Consider the following 16,000-nt stretch of genomic DNA (forward strand, 5'->3'; position numbering starts at 1 on the left):
AGTTGCTGATTTATTTAATCGATTGCGGAAACAGTCCAGCAAAACGATTCCCAGCGATGCACTGTTGGATAGCGGTCACTCAGCAACTTGATGTAGCGAATTTCTCGATTGCCTGGAGCAATAGCTTCTGCATCGGCCGGCTGATCTGGCCAGCATTCGTCATACCGAAGCATGTCGATAGGAAAGTCGCCAGAACCCTTAACCGTGTAGATGTGCTTTGCCATTTCGATTTCCTTGTTGAATTAGGGGGCCGGACCACCGTGGATAATTCCGGCACTTCGTTTCTGCTGCCGCAGCCGATGAAGGAAACACCCAACTCTCACAACACATGGCCTACGCGGTACTTGGTATCGAATAAGGCGCTTCCTTAGTTCGTATAGTAGGCAATACCTTAGTCCGTGTCAAGGCATTGCCTTAATTATTTATTTTAAATAAGGTGGAGGGATAGAAAACTATCTGGAACAGCAGGAAGGATAGGGAAGTATGCGGATAACAAAAACCCACCGCGAAGGGTGGGCCGGCTTCAAAAGTTGGCGATTATTACTCGGGAACCCATTTCCCAATGACGACGCCAACAATTCTTGAGCCTTCCGGTATGGTCATGATTCTTGGTACATGTGATGGATTCAGCGCCTGCAGCATCATTGTGCCCTCTGAATCGATTAACAACTGCTTGAATGTGGCTTTTTCCTCGTGGTCAATCCGCACCACTACCATCGATTTGTTGATCGCTTCTTTCTTCGGGTCCACGGCGATGTATTCACCTGGGGCATATGACTTTTCCCCGCCCGGGTTGTACATGCTGTGGCCCACTACCTGTAAGACGAAAGACTGTTCGCTATGCTTGAAAGGGCAGGCAATCCAGTCTTCTGCGTCGCCAGGATGGAAGTTGTCAACGATGTCCGACCACTCCCCCGCTTGAACCCATGATATCAATGGAAGTTTCCCCCTATTCTCAACAGCAACAGCGTTGTAATCGAGCTTGCGCTCGGTGGCATTGACGTCTTCAACCCCTGTCAATAAGTGATTTACTGTTGTTTTTAAGAGACGAGCAAGTCCCGGTAGTTTATCCTGCTCTGGCTTTCCAAGGGCGCGCTCCCATTCGGAAACGCTGACGCTACTGATGTCGAAGTAGTCTCCGACATCTTTTTGAGTGAGGCCGAGGGCCTTCCGGCGCGCTCTGATTATTTGACCAATTTCCATAAGGCGTAGCCTAACATTTGCAATTAAGGTATTCCCTGCTACAATCAACTAAGGCAACTCCTTAATGAGTGAAATATGACACCCGAAAACGAAGTAAAAAAAGCAGTTGACGAAGCAGGCGGCGCAGCTGTTGTCGCTAAATTCTTCGGAATACACCCAGTTTCTGTCTATGAGTGGATCGAAAAAGGGCGCGTTCCAGCTGATCGAGCACCTGATCTCGAAAAGCTCTGCAACGGCGCCGTTCTGTGTGAAGTGCTGGCGCCTGGGACGAACTGGCAATATTTGCGCAGCACTCACGCTGAAACTGAAAAGGTGTCGCTGTGAGCACAGAAACAGTTTCTACCGATCCGGTTGAAAACACCCGCAAGACGGCTGCAAAGATTGAGTCCGAACTTTTGCGCAGGATTTCACAGGTCACGCAGGAGCATGCAGCCGCTTGCATGGGCACTAGCGCCAGCACGATCAGCCGGTTCAAACAGGAGCACTTGCTGACCTTCTGCAACCTCCTGGCGGCCATCGGCCTGCAGGTAGCGGCGACCGACTCCGTGGTGGTGGACAAAGACGATCAGCGCGCGCTCAAGCGCATGGCCTTCAACTGGCTCAAGGCTGACCTCGAAAACGACGCTTAAGGATTCTCCATGAACATTCCAACCATCCAGCGCGACGCGCACCTGGCCGCTGAAGCAGGCCGCCCAATTACCGCTTGCCCATACACCGACGAGCTGGCCGTGCATCACTGGCGCAAGGCGTATGCCGATCGTATGGCTGAGTTCACCGGTGAGTCCGTGGTGGCCAACCTGTTTGCGCGTGCCTGGGCGACTGCCTAATGTTCCCGCTCGTCATCATCGCCATCACGGTGCTCATGCTGTGGGCGATCGCCAATCATCCTAAGGAATAGCTATGAGCCAGCCACTTACAAAGCGCAACGAGATGCGCGAAATTCGCACCGCCATCAAAACTGTTTTGCGCAGCGCACCGCAGGGCATGGGGCTGAATGACTTGGCAGAAAACGTCTATACCATACTGCCCGATGCCACTTACGAACAGATCAAGCGCTCCGTTTTCATCATGCAGGGCAACGGCATCACCGCCAATCGCTCCCACGCCCGCAACATCTATTTCCTGGATGGTGCCGTGATCGAGCCGCCAGAGCCTGAGCATTTGACGTACAAGCCGCGGGCGGTCGTCAAACCACCGCTGGAGAGCAAAAGGGAAGTCATGCCGGTGAAGCAGAAAACAGTTCCTGCTCGGGCCGGCCTGTTCACTGCTGAGCGCCGTACGCCGATGCAATGGTGCGTCGATACGCTGGCTTTGATGTCGATGGCGGGGGCTTAAATGGCCAGAATTCGCACAATCAAGCCTGAATTTTGGGCCAACGAACAGGTAATGGATTGCTCGCCGATGGCTCGGCTGCTGTTTATCGGTCTCTGGAACTTTTGTGATGACGGTGGCAACCACCCGGCCAGCTCGAAGACGCTCAAGGCTGAAATCTTCCCAGGTGACGATATTACCTCGACAGATGTTCAGGTATTACTCGACGAGTTGGAGTCGAATCGTCTGATAGCTCTGTACACCGCACAGGATAAGGCTTTCTGGCATGTAACTGGCTGGAATCACCAGAAAATCGACAAGCCAACACTCAAATATCCACCGTTTCCTGATGAAAAGCCTGCACAGGCTCGACTAGAACTCTCCGAGTCCTCACCCCCGGAAGGGAAGGGGAAGGGAAGGGTAAGGGAAGTAAAGACATTGTCGGGAGAACCCGACGCAATCGAAATTCTGAACCACCTCAACGAAAAAACCGGAAGGTCGTACAAACCTGTCGAGGCGAATATTCGATTGATCGTTGCCAGGCTCAACGAGTCCAGCATCGAGGAATGTAAAGCCGTCATCGATGTGAAGGTCGAGGAATGGTTGGAAAACGCCACGATGTCGCAATACCTGCGCCCTGAAACGCTTTTCGGAGCAACCAAATTCGCGCAATACGTGGGTCAGCTGGGTAGCTCTGGAGGCGGGTCTAACCCGTTCGTCTGATGCGCGGCGACCGGCAAATCCTGCGCGAACGAGTGGCCGGCTACATGCCGAAGGCTGTTTTTGTGAATGCTGGGTATGCCGATCTGCCGATCACGAACAAGTACGACGACCCGGAAAACGGGATGCAGTTTGGCTTGCTGCCGACTGTGGAAATTCCCGCCAACGAGATGCACCGGGCGCATGATTTCCGGTTCCTGGTGAACTGCCGTGTGCATGTGCATGGTCCAGCGATGGATGAAGGCTTCTGCAGGATCGTGGAACAGATAGCCGAGAAAGCCGCGCATGTCATCGCATGCGCCGGCGACGAGATGATGGAATTCAAAAAAGGGGAGTGGACAGCATGGAGCTTCTGACCGAAGACATGATCGATTTTGAAGGCTACCTGGCCGAGACAGAGCCGCAGGAGCGTGTGCGCAGCGTGGCGATGTATGCGGACGAAGTAATTGCCGAGCTGGCGCCGGATGTGCTGGGAAGCGCGCCGAAATATCCTAAGATGCCGTTTGCTAACTGCTGGCTGTATTTCGCGCCAGGCGAGGTCACGCTGTGGGGTGGCTTCAACGGTTCCGGCAAGTCGATGCTGCAGGGCCAGGTCCTTTCTACCCTGGCGCAAGACGGGCATAAGTCCTGTACTGCGAGCTTCGAAATGAAGCCGCCAAAGACCATTTCGCGCATGATTCGTCAGCATACCGGCCTGCGTCATCCGACCCCCGAGCAGGTGCGCAACTTCATCCAGAAAACAGAAAAAAGCATGTGGGTGTACGACCAGCAAGGATCGGTTCACCCGAAGCGCTTGTTTGCGGTTATCCGGCATTGCGCTGAAAAGCTGGGTTGCACACATATTGCCGTCGACTCGCTCATGAAGTGCGTGAAAGGCACTGACGACTACAACGGCCAGAAGGAATTTGTCGATCAGCTCACCATCATTGCGCGCGATCTCAACATCCACATTCACCTTGTCGTTCACCTGAAAAAGGGCGAAGGCGACGAGAAGATGCCGACGCGCATGGACATCAGCGGCTCCGGCGCCATCGCCGACCTGGTCGACAACGTGGTGCTGGTCTACCGCAACAAGCGCAAGGAGCGCGATGTCGACGCCGGCAAGACACCTCCGGACGACATGGCTGATACGTTGCTGATCTGCGACAAGTCACGTAACGGCGAATGGGAAGGGCGCGTCAAGCTGTGGTTTGACCCGCAATCCCAGAAATTCACCGACTTCAACAAGAACGCTCGCCGCGGCCTCGCGCGCGTTTTGTGACGCATAAGGAAAACCATGAAACCAATCACCCTCACACTGCCATACCCGATATCGGCAAACCGATATTGGAACTCGTTCCCACTTGGCGGGCGCACGATGACCGCGCCATCGTCCGAGGCCAAGAAGTACAAAAAGACCGTGGCACTCCTGGCAATGGCCGCCGGCATCCGCGCGCCGATCACCGGCCGGGTGCAGATCGACATCAAGCTCTACCCGCACCGGCCGCTCGACTGGCAAAAGCGTATGAAGCGTGATGGCGCCGCCTGGGATGATACCGTGCAATGCCTGGATCTGGACAACGCCAGGAAGGTTCTCTACGACTCACTCAAGGGCGTGGCAATCGAGGATGACAAATGGGTGCGGCGCGACACCGGCGAGCGCATGGAGCCGGACGGCGAGGCCAGGGTGGTGGTGACGATAACGCCGATTGCGACAGAACAGCCACAGCTTGGCTTGGACATCACCACCGCCTGCCCAGCGCTGTGGCCGTCGACTGAGGGGGCGTTTTGATCTATGCTGATGCCGGTTAAACACGATCCGATCGACTGGTCCCGCGTAATTGCAGATTTAGTGCAACGCGGGTTCACAGTCGCGTCAATCGCTGCTAGCATCGCAGTTCCACCTACGACCGTGGGCGGCTGGCGCAACGCCGATGCCGAACCACACTACGACAGCGGGGAGCGCTTGGTGCTCCTGTGGTGCAATGCAACACGCCTGGAACGTAGCGAATTACCCACAACGACTAAGCCTAGAAAACCCACAGGATTCCGTCGGACGACATGGATACAGTTGACCCTTATCGAAGGCAACGAAATGTATCCAAGTGACCAAACCTGCAAATTCAACTGTTGATTGGGAACGCATTGAGGCCGATTACCGGGCCGGTTTGCTTTCGCTTCGCGAGATTTCCTCAGCTAATCCTGGCGCGAACCATGTAGCTATCGCGCGCCGTGCCAAAAAAGAAGGATGGATCCGCGACCTATCTGCCAAGATCAAAGCGCAGGCCGATAACCTTGTAACAAAGCAAGCTGTTACAGAAGAGGTTACACAACAGCGCGCTGTTACAGATCGGCAGATCGTTGAGGTCAATGCCCAGGTCATTGCCAACATCCGTATTGCTCATCGCAAAGATATTCAGCGCTTTCGCGCCTTGGCGATCTCGCTGCTGAGCGAGTTAGAAGCTGAGACCGGCAGCCTTGACCTATTCATCGAACTGGGTGAGCTGCTGCGCAAGGAAGACGACAAGGGGGTCGACAAGCGTAATGACCTCTACATGAAGGTCATCTCCAGCGCCAGCCGCGTGGACAGCGCCAAGAAGCTGGCCGAGACATTGAAGATACTGGTCGGGCTGGAGCGTGAAGCCTATGGCTTAGTCGACAGCCAGAGCAAAGAGATTGCCGCCGATAACCTGGCCAGCGTGCTGGAGCAGGCGCGCAAGAGGGTTTATCCATGACCCCCGAACAACAACTTATTGAGGAAATGGCCCTGTGCAGCCTTGACCCGTTGCGCTTCGTGCTGTTCGCCTTCCCATGGGGATCTGGTGAGTTGGCTGATGAGCCGGGGCCGGACGAGTGGCAGATCAGCGTGCTGTGCGATATTCGCGATCGGCTGAAGTCTGGCGCTGCGACCACCACCGAAGCCATCCAGATCGCTGTTGCATCCGGCCACGGTATCGGTAAATCCTGCCTGGTGGCCTGGGTTATTGAGTGGGCTATGTGCACCCACGAAGACACCCGCGGCGTGGTCACGGCGAATACAGAAGCGCAACTAAAGTCCAAGACCTGGGCAGAGCTGGCCAAGTGGCACCGCCTGTGCATCTGTGCCCACTGGTTTGAGCTGACAGCCACAGCGTTGTTCAGCCGCCAGGAGCAGCATGAGAAGACTTGGCGCATTGACATGTCGCCATGGTCCGAGCGCAACACTGAGGCGTTCGCCGGCCTGCACAACAGCGGCAAGCGCGTGCTGATGGTGTTCGACGAGGGTTCAGCCATCCCAGACGTGATATGGGAAGTGGCTGAAGGTGCGCTGACGGACGCCAACACGCAGATCATCTGGTGCGCCTTCGGCAATCCAACACGCAACAGCGGTCGCTTCCGTGAATGCTTTGGGCGGTTCAAGCACCGCTGGATCACGCGCCAGATCGACAGCCGCACCGCGCGTAAGGCCAACAAGGCCCAACTCGACCAATGGGTGAAAGACTATGGTGAAGATTCTGACTTTGTGCGTGTACGTGTGCGCGGGGTGTTCCCTCGCGCTGGCTCTACTCAATTCATTGGTTCGGACATCGTCCAGGCTGCGGCTAAACGTGAGGCCCATGCAGGTATCTACGATGCTCTTGTGCTTGGCGTTGATCCTGCTCGCTTTGGCGACGACGAATCGGTTATCTACATCCGCAAAGGGCGAGACGGTTCAACCCACGTGCCGCTCAAGTTCCGTGGTTTAGACACGATGCAGCTGGCCGCCCGCGTGGCCGAGCAATACGAGTTCTACCGCGCTGATGCCATCTTCGTCGACGAGGGTGGCCTGGGCGGCGGCGTGGTTGATCGCCTGCGCCAGATGCGCATTCCCTGCATCGGCGTGAACAATGGGTCAACACCCGATCGCAGCACACCAGGCCAAGAGCAGGTCGTCTACAACAATAAGGCAGCCGAGATGTGGGGCGTCATGCGTGAATGGCTCAAGACTGGCGGCTCGATCCCACCGGATGATATTGATCTGCATGCCCAGTTGGAAGGCCGGGAATACGGCTATGTCATGCGCGACGGCCGGGACGCCATCATCCTCGAAAAGAAATCCGACATGAAGAAGCGCGGCCTGTCGTCGCCAGACATCGCTGACGCTCTCGCATTGACCTTTGCCTATCCAGTGCAACCCAATGCGAATGCAGGACGTGCAGCAGGGCATTTGACACCGACCGTGCAGCATGAGTACGACCCCTTCAACTCTCAACCGCAGCGCGTGTCGAGAGAATATGACCCGATGAATGAAAGGTAACGATCATGGGCGGCTCCGCACCAACACCACCATCAGTAACCGTACCACCACCTATCCCGATGATGCAGTCGCCGACCGGCGCCGCAGCATCAGCAGCAGTCACGCAGCGCGCTAGCGCTGCAATTGGCCCGGCCGCAACCATCATGACCGGCCCGGAAGGATTGACCCAGCCGGCCACCACCAGCAATAAAACCTTACTCGGGAGTTGAACATGAGCAAAGTAACTGACGCATTCGCAGCAATTAAGGCCAAGGTCGAGGGAGCCATGCAACTGGCTGACCCTGAAACAGCGCTGAAGGAAGCCGAGCATGCCTTCATGGATGTGCTGGCCGCCGCGCATGAAGAGCTGGATCAGCGTGTTGCTGCACTGGAAGCGATGGCCAAGCCCGCAGTGGCTGAGGTTGAAGCAGTGGCCAAGACTGGCGCCGGCGAGGCGGAAGGCATCCTAGGTAAGATCGGCGATTTTGTCGAGCATCTAGTCCATCCCGATGCCGTGCCAGTAGCACCAGCAGAACCTGTGAGTACAGCGGTATGGGGGACTGCTGCTGCGCCTGCCACGGCTACTGAAACAGCGCCAGCGGCCGCTATTGAAGCTCCTGGTACGCCCATCATCTAAGGCTGACTAATGACCACCATGGCCACATCAGCAGAACTGAAGCCGTCGCAGAAGGGCGCAGGCGATAATGTCACGCCCGATACTATGCGGCTGCGCGAGCATTGCGACCAGCTCTTGATCGGGCTACGCAATGACCGCATGAGCTGGTGGACCCATTGGCGCGAGATCGCCGACTATCTAATCCCGCGCCGGTACAAGTGGCTGATCACACCGAACCAGGGCAACCGTGGCTCACCGATTAACCAGCGCATCATCGACAACACCGGAACGATCGCGCTGCGGGTGCTGCAGGCCGGCATGATGTCAGGTATCACATCACCTGGCCGGCCATGGTTCAAGATGGCCACCGACAACGATGAACTGAACGCGCTCGGTCCTGTAAAGCTGTGGCTGGACGAATGCCAGAAGCGCTTGGCGCGAGTCTTCGCCGAGTCAAATTTCTACACATCGCTGGCTACGATCTATGGCGACCTGGGTGCATTCGGCACTGGGGTGATGATCATCTATCAAGACTACGACGACATCATCCGCTGTTTCAACACCTGCGCTGGCGAATACTTCCTGGCCAACGATGACCGCCAAGACGTCAGCACACTGGGCCGTGAGTTCGTCCTGACCGTCAAACAGGTTGCTGAGCAGTTCGGCTTGGAGAATTGCAGCCAGACCATTAAGGGCGCGATCCAGACCGGCGGCGCCATGCTCACCCGCGAGGTCAAGGTAGGCCACCTGATCGAGCGTAACAGTGATCTGGTCCCTGGCGCCCCAGGCGTCAAGGGTATGGAGTGGCGCGAGATCTACTGGGAGATGGGCACCGGACAGAACCTGCTGTTGCGCGTTCGCGGCTTCCACGAAAAGCCATTCATCGCCCCTCGCTGGGATATCGTGGGCAACGATGCCTACGGCCGCAGTCCTGGCATGGACGCCCTGGGCGACATCAAGATGCTGCAGGTAGAGCAGAAGCGCAAGGCACAGGCGATCGACAAGCACGTCAACCCGCCGATGATTGCGGACATATCGCTTAAGAACGAGCCGGCCAGCATGCTCCCAGGCGGTGTGACCTATATCGCTGGAAACCTCAACGGCGTCGGCTTCAAACCAGCCTATGAGATCGCACCAGATTTCAGCGGCCTGTCGAACGACATCAAGGATGTGCAGGGCCGTATCAAGGTCACGTTCTTCAACGACCTGTTCATGATGATCAGCCAGCTGGACACCGTGCGCACCGCAACTGAGATCGATGCTCGCAAGGAAGAAAAGCTGATCCAGCTCGGGCCGGTGCTGGAGCGTTTCGAGAACGAAGCACTGGACCCGGCCATCAACTGCGCATTCAACATCATGTTGCGCACCGGCCAGCTGCCGCCGATCCCGCAGGAGCTGTCTGGCATCCACATCAAGATAGAATACATCTCAATGCTGGCCGAGGCTCAGCGTGCTGCCAGTACTGCCGGCATCGAGCGGCTGGCCGGCTTCGTCGGCAACATCGCTGCAGTCAAGCCTGAGGTGCTGGATAACCTGGACTTCGACGAGATCATCGACACCTACGCTGACATGCTGGGCGTAACACCCAAGGCCATCGTGCCTATCGTCAAGGTCATGCAGATCCGCGCCGCGCGCAGCCAGCAGATGCAGCAGCAACAGGCACTGCAGAACAGCACAGCCGCCGCACAGGGCGCACAGACACTCAGCCAGACAGACACCGGCGGCGGTATCTCTGCGCTTCAGAAGATGTTGGGGAACGGGTGATGAGCGACAAGATATTCAACCTCAAGGATCTGGAGAAGATGCTACGGCCTGGTGCTGATCCTCTGGCGCGCAAGTTGTTCGAGCAGCGCATGGAAGAGGAAGCGGCTGAGGATGTGCGTGAAGCAGCAGCGGGCGGACTGAAGTTTGGTCCACCGCCTGTTCCTGACGCCCAGCTGGTCTACAGCCCAGCCTCAAACAAAGTCGGGGTGGCCATCCGGGGCGCCCAGCGTATCTGTGAGCTGCCGAAGGAATACACCGGCACCGGCATGGAGCTGGCGCTGATCCCCGGCAATCGTTTGATCGTGACTCACCCGAACCACTCGCCACTGTTGATCGATCCACAGACCGGCACAACAAGGAAACTGTGATGCCTGAAATCAATCCACAGATCATGCAGCAAGTGGCGCAAGGTCAGCAGCCAGGACCAGTGCAGCCACCGGTTGCAACGAAGCCAGTGAAGAAGGGCAAGAAGGGCGCTCAAGCCAATCCTGCCCAGACCGTTTATCCCAACCTACCTACACAGGGGCAATGATGGCTACTACTGCACACAAAGCACCAGTCGGGCCAAACGGCCCTGTATCTCCAGGAAGCACCGTCACGCCGCCGATGTCTGGCAACGCTGGCGCGCCGTCGCAGAAGCGCGACACGTCAGATCCATGGCTCGGCACCAAGGGTGGCACGCCATCCAGTCCAGATGTGAGCAAGGGCAGCATGGGCGAAGTCAAGAAGACCGATGCTAAGGATAGCAAGGTGACCAAGGGCATTGCCGACAACAAGGGCGCGCCCAAGGAATCCGTGATCAGCAAGACAGCGCTGAAGCACAAGACGCCGGCGCAGAAGATGTATCCGTCGCTCAAGACGCAGGACGGGGACTGATATGGCCAAGCTCACCGCTGCCGATCGCAAGAAGATTCCCGCCAGTCAGTTTGGCGAACCCGGGAAGAAGAAGTATCCGATGCCTGACGCCAGCCACGCCGCGAACGCAAAGAGCCGCGCCAGCCAGGCGGTCAACGCAGGCCGCATGTCTAAGGCCGAAGAAGAGAAGATCGACAGCAAGGCTGATGCCGTGCTGGGCAAGAAGAAGTCCGCAGCAAAAACGCTGTACCCAAACCTCAAAGGAGATTGACCGTGGAACAAACAGAAGCCCAAGCCATCAACGACGGGCACATCATCGAACGCTTGGAAAGCGGACTACCGGTCTATTTCAGCGTGAAGATCGGGCGCGACTTCGGTCAGCCCGCCGGCGGATGGACCGATGACCGGACCGTCGCCACGGTCTACAAGGAATCTGACGCTCTCAATCTCTTATCGAATGGGCTTGCCAGCTTGGCACCGTTCTGCAAGGTGGTGGCCAAATGAAAAAAGTTTGCATAGCCGTCCCATCCGGCGACATGGTGCACGCTGACTTTGCTATGGCACTGGCAGCCGTGGCGTACATGTGCGGCCCACAGCATGGGACAGAAACAATTCCGCTGGCGATCACCAACGCCAAGGGTTCGCTGGTTGTCAATAACCGTAACAGGATGGTGGCCGAGGCACAGAAGCTGGATGTCGACTACATATTCTTCGTAGATAGCGATGTGGTGCTGCCGAATTGGGCACTGCACCGGCTGCTGGCTGCTGACAAGGATATCGTCGGCGGCACCTATGTGCAGCGCGAAGAGCCGCATTTGATCCTGGGCAAGACATTGGATGGCACTCTCATTCATGACTCGATGCAGGGAATGGAGATCAAGCCGAACGAGCTGATGGAAGTCGGTGCGCTGCCAGGTGGTTGCATGCTGGTCAAGATGTCGGTGTTCGAGAAGATCGGGGCCGCAGAGTCGCCAATTTTCCAAACTCCAGCACGTCGTGAAGACGACGGTACTTGGTGGATTGAAGGCGAGGATTATTACTTCTGCCGCTGGGCTCGGCAAAGTGGTTATTCAATCTTCCTCGACTGGGGCTTGTCGGTGCACCTTAAACACGTCGGCCAGCAGCACAACACCATCCCATTCAAGGAGGCACCAAATGCGCTCGTCAACTGAAGAAACTGCAGCAGACAACTATGACACTGGAGACCGTAAAGCCGTCGCCGATCGTGAGAAGCTGGCCAAGGTGCGCGAAGAGAAGCGCATCAACGGCCTGAAGCTGACCATGGCAACGAGCGACGGGCGGCGCTGGATGTGGGCTTTTCTGTCCAACTGTGGCCTGTTCTCTGTCGAATTCAACGGCAACAGCAAGGACTACTACAACCTCGGCCGCCGCGGCGCTGGCATGCCAGTCATGGCAGAGATCCAGAAGCACTGCATGGACGAATACATCTTGATGGCTCGGGAGAATGCAAATGTTTAATCTGTTCAAATTCAATCACCGCCTCCTGGAAGGCGACGACGGCAGCGGTGCAGCAGCCAGCGCAGCACCTGCTGGTACACCAGCTGCGCCTGCAGCTGCTCCGGCCGCATCGGCACCAGCAGCTGCTCCAGCTGCCGCAGCACCGGCTGATCCTGGCCTGACGCCACCAGCGAGCATGCTGGATGGTGTTCCAGCACCGGACGGCGCCAAGCCACTAGAAGGCGAAGCACCAAAGCCAGAAGGCGAAACCAAGCCGCTTGAACCTGTCGAGTACAAGGATTTCGCGCTGCCTGAGGGTATCCACGTACAGCCGGACCGCATGAATGCGTTCAAGGAAGAGGCCGCCAAGTCTGGCCTTTCCCAAGACGTAGCACAGAAGTTCGTCGACATGTACGCAGAAAATTTCAAGCAACTCAGCGAAGCGCCAATGCGCGCCTGGACTGAGCTGCAGAACAAGTGGCAGGCAGAAGTCAAGGCAGACCCCGAAATCGGTGGCGCGAACCTCGACAAGAACCTAGCCACGATCAAAAGCGGGTTGAGCAATCTTCTCGGTGAAGGTGCATCAAAGTTCTACGAGGCGCTTAACTTGACCGGCGCCGGCAACAATCCAGAAATTATCCGTGGACTCCTCAAGGCGGCAGCACCTCACGCACCCGCCAGTCCGGTAGAAGGTCGACCAGGCGGCAGCAGCAAGTCGGCAGGTTCGATCATGTACCCCACGATGGCAGGGCTGGGCAACGGGCACGAAACTTAATCACTCTACGTTCTGACTCGCACGGCCCCACCTTTACACGGCCACCCGATGAAGACTCAAGACAAGGAGAACCACAAATGAACCACTAAGGAGCTTCACATGGCTATTCTCGGCGGCACCGCACTCACGTATGCGGACTGGGCGAAACGCGTAGACGACGATGGCAAGATCGCCACCATCATCAATCTGCTTTCCCAAACTAATGAAATCCTGGACGACATGCTTGTCGTAGAGGGTAATCTTCCAACCGGTCACAAGACCACCGTTCGTACTGGCTTGCCGTCTGCAACATGGCGCCTGCTGAACTACGGTGTCATCAAGACCAAATCCACCACCGCACAGATCACCGACAACTGCGGCATGCTGGAATGCTACTCGGAAATCGATAAGGATCTGGCTGACTTGAACGGTAACACCGCCGAGTTCCGCTTGTCCGAAGATATGGCTTTCCTCGAAGGCATGAACCAGCAGATGGCGCAAACACTGTTCTACGGGAACACTCTGGTGAACCCCGAGCGCTTCATGGGACTGTCGGCACGCTTCAACACTTCCACCCTGGCCAATGCGCAAACAGCAGCCAACGTCATCAGCGCTGGCGGCGCCGCATCGACCAACACGTCGATCTGGATCACCTGCTGGGGTCCGAACACGGTGCACGGTATTTTCCCGAAAGGCAAAATCTCCGGACTTCAGCATCGTGACCTTGGCGAATGGCCGCTGACAGACTCGAACGGCAACATGTATCAGGGCTACCGGACTCACTTCAAGTGGGATATGGGCCTGACCGTTCGCGACTGGCGTTACGTGGTGCGCATCGCCAACATCGACGTGACACTCTTGTCTGGTGGCTCTGCTGCCAACTTGATTAACGCGCTGATCCGTGGTGTTCACCGTCTGCCGACTGCCCCTGTGCGTGTATCGACAGAGCAGAAATCCGACGCACCAGACGGCGGCATGATGCAGATGGGCCGTCTTGCCATCTACTGCAACCGCACCATTCGCACCTACCTCGACATCCAAGCTGTCAACAAGACCAACGTCCTGCTGCGCCTGGAAGAGTGGGAAGGCAAAGCCATCACCACGTTCCGGGGGATTCCAGTTCGCACAGTCGATGCGATTCTGTCCACCGAATCGGCCATCTAAAAGGAGATCGACATGCTTATCGATGCATTTTTGGTTTTTGACCAAGGCACTTACAGCGCTACCACCGGCATGACCGGCGCTGCGCAGTTCGCCAGCGGCGCGACCACGACCAGCACCAACACGCTGGACATGATCAACGCTCGCGATATGGGTGATGCGCCTTCTGGTCCTGGCGAGCTGTCCGTGAACTTTCAAATCACGGCGGCTTATGTGGGGGGCACTTCTGTCAACTTCCAGCTTCAGGGTTCCACGGATAACACCACGTGGACAACCTACAGCGAAACCGGCGCGGTGCCGGTCGCCAGCCTGGGCGTAGGTGCGCTGCTTTCATTGCCGCTGCCACCGGTCAATCCTGATGCCGGCGCCATTCCTCGCTACTACCGGACCGCGTATGTCAACGTCGGCGCCAACACGGCCGGCTCGGTGATCGCTTGGCTGGGTGCTCGCACGTACAGCCAGTACTACAAGCCTGGCATCGTCGTCAATAACTAACCAATAGGGCCGAGGAAACTCGGCCCTTCACCGAAAGGTATTCATCATGGCAACTGAAAACATTCAAGCAGCACCTGGCGCAGCCCGTTATGAACTGACGGAAGCCGCTTACATCGACGACAAGCTGCTGGTCGCCGGTCAACAAATCGAGTATGCCGGCATGCCAGGCTATCACATGGTTCCTTTGAACGACGCCGCCAAGGCCATGTTCAAGAAGCACGGCAAGGAATTTGTCGACCCGATCCTGGCTTTGACGGCAATCAACTAAGGAGCCTGACATGGGCATTTTCGCAACTGGCGGAATAGAGCAGGCTGGCTATGTGCTGACAGGCGCGTTGTCGTCTGCCGTCGCTGGCGCGCAAGCGCCCTTGCTTGGCGACTTCAATATCGCTGTGTGGGGAACCTTCGTTGGCACGCTGACGCTGGAAAACTCCTATGACGCCGGCACAACCTGGATCCCGGTGATCAACAAGCACACCGGCAACAACATCACCTGGACGACGCCCGGAGCGCTGCAAGAGGATGAGGTTGAAGCCGGCGTCTACTACCGCCTGCGCATGACCGCATTCACAAGTGGCACTGCGAACTGGCGGATTTCGCAAGGAATGAATACTGGAGATCATCGGAGACTCACATGAAAAAATTACTTCTGCTTCTGGCTGTTCTTGTTGCGTCTACGGCATTCGCCGGCGGCATCTACAACCCCATCAGCGCTACCGATACGATTCAAGTCAACCAGAACGGATATCTCGTCCCGGTTCCAGTAACTGTTGTTGGTGCATCTGCATCATCGCCAATTGCCGCTATTACGTCGGGGTCCATCAGTGGGTTGTCGCCGCCATTGCCAATTGCCAGCGGTGGGACTTCCAGCGCTACAGCAACCGGTACTGGCTCAGTTGTCCTGCAAACCTCTCCGACTCTGACCACTCCAGTTATTGGCGCTGCGACAGGCACATCCCTGTCGCTATCTGGGGTTCTTACGCCATCCACAACAGCCGGCATTGTTGGTACGACATTAGGCGATAGTGCCCAAGCAGGCAGTGTGGGCGAGGTGATTACTAGCTCGATTGCAAGCGGGTCGGCGGTAGCACTCACCACTGGCACATCGGCAACCATAACTTCCATTTCGCTGACACCCGGCGACTGGGATGTAACCGGCTTGGTTGTGACTGGACCAGCTGGAACGACTACACAGACTAATACCGTTGGCGGCATCTCATCCGTGACGAATGCATTTTCTATGGCACAGAGCACTGTATATTTGCCATTTGCTGCATCGGCTGGTAATAGCATCGGTATGTCGGTGACGACTAGGATAAATATTTCTTCAACAGCGACCTATTACTTGGTGGTGCAATCCACATTCGCCGTGTCTACCAACGGTGGCTACGGCACTATCTTTGCTCGCCGTCGGCGCTAGGAGACGGTC

At 56.8% G+C, this 16,000-nt stretch carries 27 protein-coding genes and 1 pseudogene; 26 read left to right on the forward strand and 2 right to left on the reverse strand.

Going from position 1 to position 16,000, the window contains the following annotated elements; genetic code table 11:
- Nucleotides 1-14: 14 nt before the first annotated feature.
- Both LT85_RS05090 and LT85_RS05095 read right to left on the reverse strand, forming a co-directional pair.
- On the reverse strand, nt 15-224 hold the full coding sequence (locus LT85_RS05090; protein WP_052134710.1) for a hypothetical protein: 210 nt from the start codon (nt 222-224) through the stop codon (nt 15-17).
- Between the two features lie 316 nt (nt 225-540).
- Nucleotides 541-1,203 (reverse strand): LexA family protein, encoded by a 663-nt coding sequence (locus LT85_RS05095; RefSeq protein ID WP_038486118.1) that lies wholly within the window; start codon nt 1,201-1,203, stop codon nt 541-543.
- Between the two features lie 75 nt (nt 1,204-1,278).
- Between LT85_RS05095 and LT85_RS05100 the strand changes: the two genes are divergently transcribed.
- The 26 genes and pseudogenes from LT85_RS05100 to LT85_RS26440 all read left to right on the forward strand — a co-directional run bounded on the left by LT85_RS05100 (nt 1,279) and on the right by LT85_RS26440 (nt 15,991).
- Nucleotides 1,279-1,527 (forward strand): Cro/CI family transcriptional regulator, encoded by a 249-nt coding sequence (locus tag LT85_RS05100; RefSeq protein WP_038486121.1) that lies wholly within the window; start codon nt 1,279-1,281, stop codon nt 1,525-1,527.
- Nucleotides 1,524-1,832: a CII family transcriptional regulator gene (locus LT85_RS25825; protein WP_081992066.1), complete on the forward strand. Its 309-nt coding sequence runs from the start codon at nt 1,524-1,526 to the stop codon at nt 1,830-1,832. Before LT85_RS05100 ends, LT85_RS25825 begins: the two co-directional genes overlap by 4 nt.
- 9 nt (nt 1,833-1,841) lie before the next feature.
- Complete coding sequence (locus tag LT85_RS05110; RefSeq protein WP_038486124.1) at nt 1,842-2,030, forward strand: hypothetical protein; 189 nt, start codon at nt 1,842-1,844, stop codon at nt 2,028-2,030.
- A 73-nt stretch (nt 2,031-2,103) separates the two neighbouring features.
- On the forward strand, nt 2,104-2,538 hold the full coding sequence (locus tag LT85_RS05115; protein ID WP_038486128.1) for a hypothetical protein: 435 nt from the start codon (nt 2,104-2,106) through the stop codon (nt 2,536-2,538).
- Nucleotides 2,539-3,237 carry a conserved phage C-terminal domain-containing protein gene (locus LT85_RS25230; protein ID WP_052134711.1) on the forward strand — a complete coding sequence of 233 codons (699 nt, stop codon included), beginning with the start codon at nt 2,539-2,541 and terminating at the stop codon, nt 3,235-3,237.
- A complete protein-coding gene (locus LT85_RS05130) occupies nt 3,237-3,590 on the forward strand; it encodes a hypothetical protein (RefSeq protein ID WP_038486131.1) in 354 nt (117 codons plus the stop codon). The genes LT85_RS25230 and LT85_RS05130 overlap by 1 nt, the downstream gene beginning before the upstream one ends.
- The gene (locus tag LT85_RS05135; protein WP_052134713.1) at nt 3,578-4,495 is read left to right on the forward strand and encodes a DnaB-like helicase C-terminal domain-containing protein; all 918 of its coding nucleotides are present in this window, start codon (nt 3,578-3,580) and stop codon (nt 4,493-4,495) included. Before LT85_RS05130 ends, LT85_RS05135 begins: the two co-directional genes overlap by 13 nt.
- 15 nt (nt 4,496-4,510) lie before the next feature.
- A complete protein-coding gene (locus LT85_RS05140; protein WP_052134715.1) occupies nt 4,511-5,005 on the forward strand; it encodes a RusA family crossover junction endodeoxyribonuclease in 495 nt (164 codons plus the stop codon).
- Between the two features lie 313 nt (nt 5,006-5,318).
- Nucleotides 5,319-5,948 (forward strand): hypothetical protein, encoded by a 630-nt coding sequence (locus LT85_RS05145; protein WP_038486134.1) that lies wholly within the window; start codon nt 5,319-5,321, stop codon nt 5,946-5,948.
- The gene (locus LT85_RS05150) at nt 5,945-7,489 is read left to right on the forward strand and encodes a terminase (RefSeq protein ID WP_038486137.1); all 1,545 of its coding nucleotides are present in this window, start codon (nt 5,945-5,947) and stop codon (nt 7,487-7,489) included. The genes LT85_RS05145 and LT85_RS05150 overlap by 4 nt, the downstream gene beginning before the upstream one ends.
- A gap of 5 nt (nt 7,490-7,494) precedes the next feature.
- Complete coding sequence (locus tag LT85_RS26430; protein ID WP_156117436.1) at nt 7,495-7,698, forward strand: hypothetical protein; 204 nt, start codon at nt 7,495-7,497, stop codon at nt 7,696-7,698.
- A gap of 2 nt (nt 7,699-7,700) precedes the next feature.
- Nucleotides 7,701-8,105, forward strand: coding sequence for a hypothetical protein (locus LT85_RS05155; protein WP_038486140.1), 405 nt, complete (start codon nt 7,701-7,703; stop codon nt 8,103-8,105).
- A 9-nt stretch (nt 8,106-8,114) separates the two neighbouring features.
- Nucleotides 8,115-9,848, forward strand: a complete 1,734-nt coding sequence (locus tag LT85_RS05160; protein ID WP_081992069.1) for a portal protein — start codon at nt 8,115-8,117, stop codon at nt 9,846-9,848.
- Nucleotides 9,848-10,216, forward strand: coding sequence for a hypothetical protein (locus LT85_RS05165; RefSeq protein ID WP_038486143.1), 369 nt, complete (start codon nt 9,848-9,850; stop codon nt 10,214-10,216). Before LT85_RS05160 ends, LT85_RS05165 begins: the two co-directional genes overlap by 1 nt.
- Nucleotides 10,216-10,380: a hypothetical protein gene (locus tag LT85_RS26435; protein WP_156117437.1), complete on the forward strand. Its 165-nt coding sequence runs from the start codon at nt 10,216-10,218 to the stop codon at nt 10,378-10,380. The genes LT85_RS05165 and LT85_RS26435 overlap by 1 nt, the downstream gene beginning before the upstream one ends.
- Nucleotides 10,377-10,724 (forward strand): hypothetical protein, encoded by a 348-nt coding sequence (locus tag LT85_RS05170; RefSeq protein ID WP_156117438.1) that lies wholly within the window; start codon nt 10,377-10,379, stop codon nt 10,722-10,724. Before LT85_RS26435 ends, LT85_RS05170 begins: the two co-directional genes overlap by 4 nt.
- Before the next feature lies 1 nt (nt 10,725).
- Nucleotides 10,726-10,974: a hypothetical protein gene (locus LT85_RS05175; protein WP_038486149.1), complete on the forward strand. Its 249-nt coding sequence runs from the start codon at nt 10,726-10,728 to the stop codon at nt 10,972-10,974.
- Nucleotides 10,975-10,976: 2 nt separating this feature from the next.
- Nucleotides 10,977-11,207, forward strand: a complete 231-nt coding sequence (locus tag LT85_RS05180) for a hypothetical protein (RefSeq protein WP_038486152.1) — start codon at nt 10,977-10,979, stop codon at nt 11,205-11,207.
- Nucleotides 11,204-11,875: a hypothetical protein gene (locus LT85_RS05185; RefSeq protein WP_156117439.1), complete on the forward strand. Its 672-nt coding sequence runs from the start codon at nt 11,204-11,206 to the stop codon at nt 11,873-11,875. Before LT85_RS05180 ends, LT85_RS05185 begins: the two co-directional genes overlap by 4 nt.
- Nucleotides 11,859-12,182: a hypothetical protein gene (locus LT85_RS05190; protein WP_038486160.1), complete on the forward strand. Its 324-nt coding sequence runs from the start codon at nt 11,859-11,861 to the stop codon at nt 12,180-12,182. Before LT85_RS05185 ends, LT85_RS05190 begins: the two co-directional genes overlap by 17 nt.
- On the forward strand, nt 12,175-12,936 hold the full coding sequence (locus LT85_RS05195) for a hypothetical protein (RefSeq protein WP_038486163.1): 762 nt from the start codon (nt 12,175-12,177) through the stop codon (nt 12,934-12,936). The genes LT85_RS05190 and LT85_RS05195 overlap by 8 nt, the downstream gene beginning before the upstream one ends.
- A 165-nt stretch (nt 12,937-13,101) precedes the next feature.
- A pseudogene (locus tag LT85_RS05200) lies at nt 13,102-14,079 on the forward strand (major capsid protein); the annotation flags it as partial.
- A 12-nt stretch (nt 14,080-14,091) separates the two neighbouring features.
- Nucleotides 14,092-14,571 carry a Bbp16 family capsid cement protein gene (locus tag LT85_RS25235; protein ID WP_052134717.1) on the forward strand — a complete coding sequence of 160 codons (480 nt, stop codon included), beginning with the start codon at nt 14,092-14,094 and terminating at the stop codon, nt 14,569-14,571.
- 46 nt (nt 14,572-14,617) lie between these two features.
- Nucleotides 14,618-14,839: a hypothetical protein gene (locus LT85_RS05210; protein ID WP_038486169.1), complete on the forward strand. Its 222-nt coding sequence runs from the start codon at nt 14,618-14,620 to the stop codon at nt 14,837-14,839.
- A 10-nt stretch (nt 14,840-14,849) separates the two neighbouring features.
- Nucleotides 14,850-15,209, forward strand: coding sequence for a hypothetical protein (locus tag LT85_RS05215; RefSeq protein WP_038486172.1), 360 nt, complete (start codon nt 14,850-14,852; stop codon nt 15,207-15,209).
- Entirely contained in the window at nt 15,206-15,991 is a 786-nt protein-coding gene (locus LT85_RS26440) for a hypothetical protein (protein WP_156117440.1), read from the forward strand. The genes LT85_RS05215 and LT85_RS26440 overlap by 4 nt, the downstream gene beginning before the upstream one ends.
- Nucleotides 15,992-16,000 lie beyond the last annotated feature (9 nt).

It is taken from the genome of Collimonas arenae, assembly GCF_000786695.1.
GTDB lineage: Bacteria > Pseudomonadota > Gammaproteobacteria > Burkholderiales > Burkholderiaceae_D > Collimonas > Collimonas arenae_A.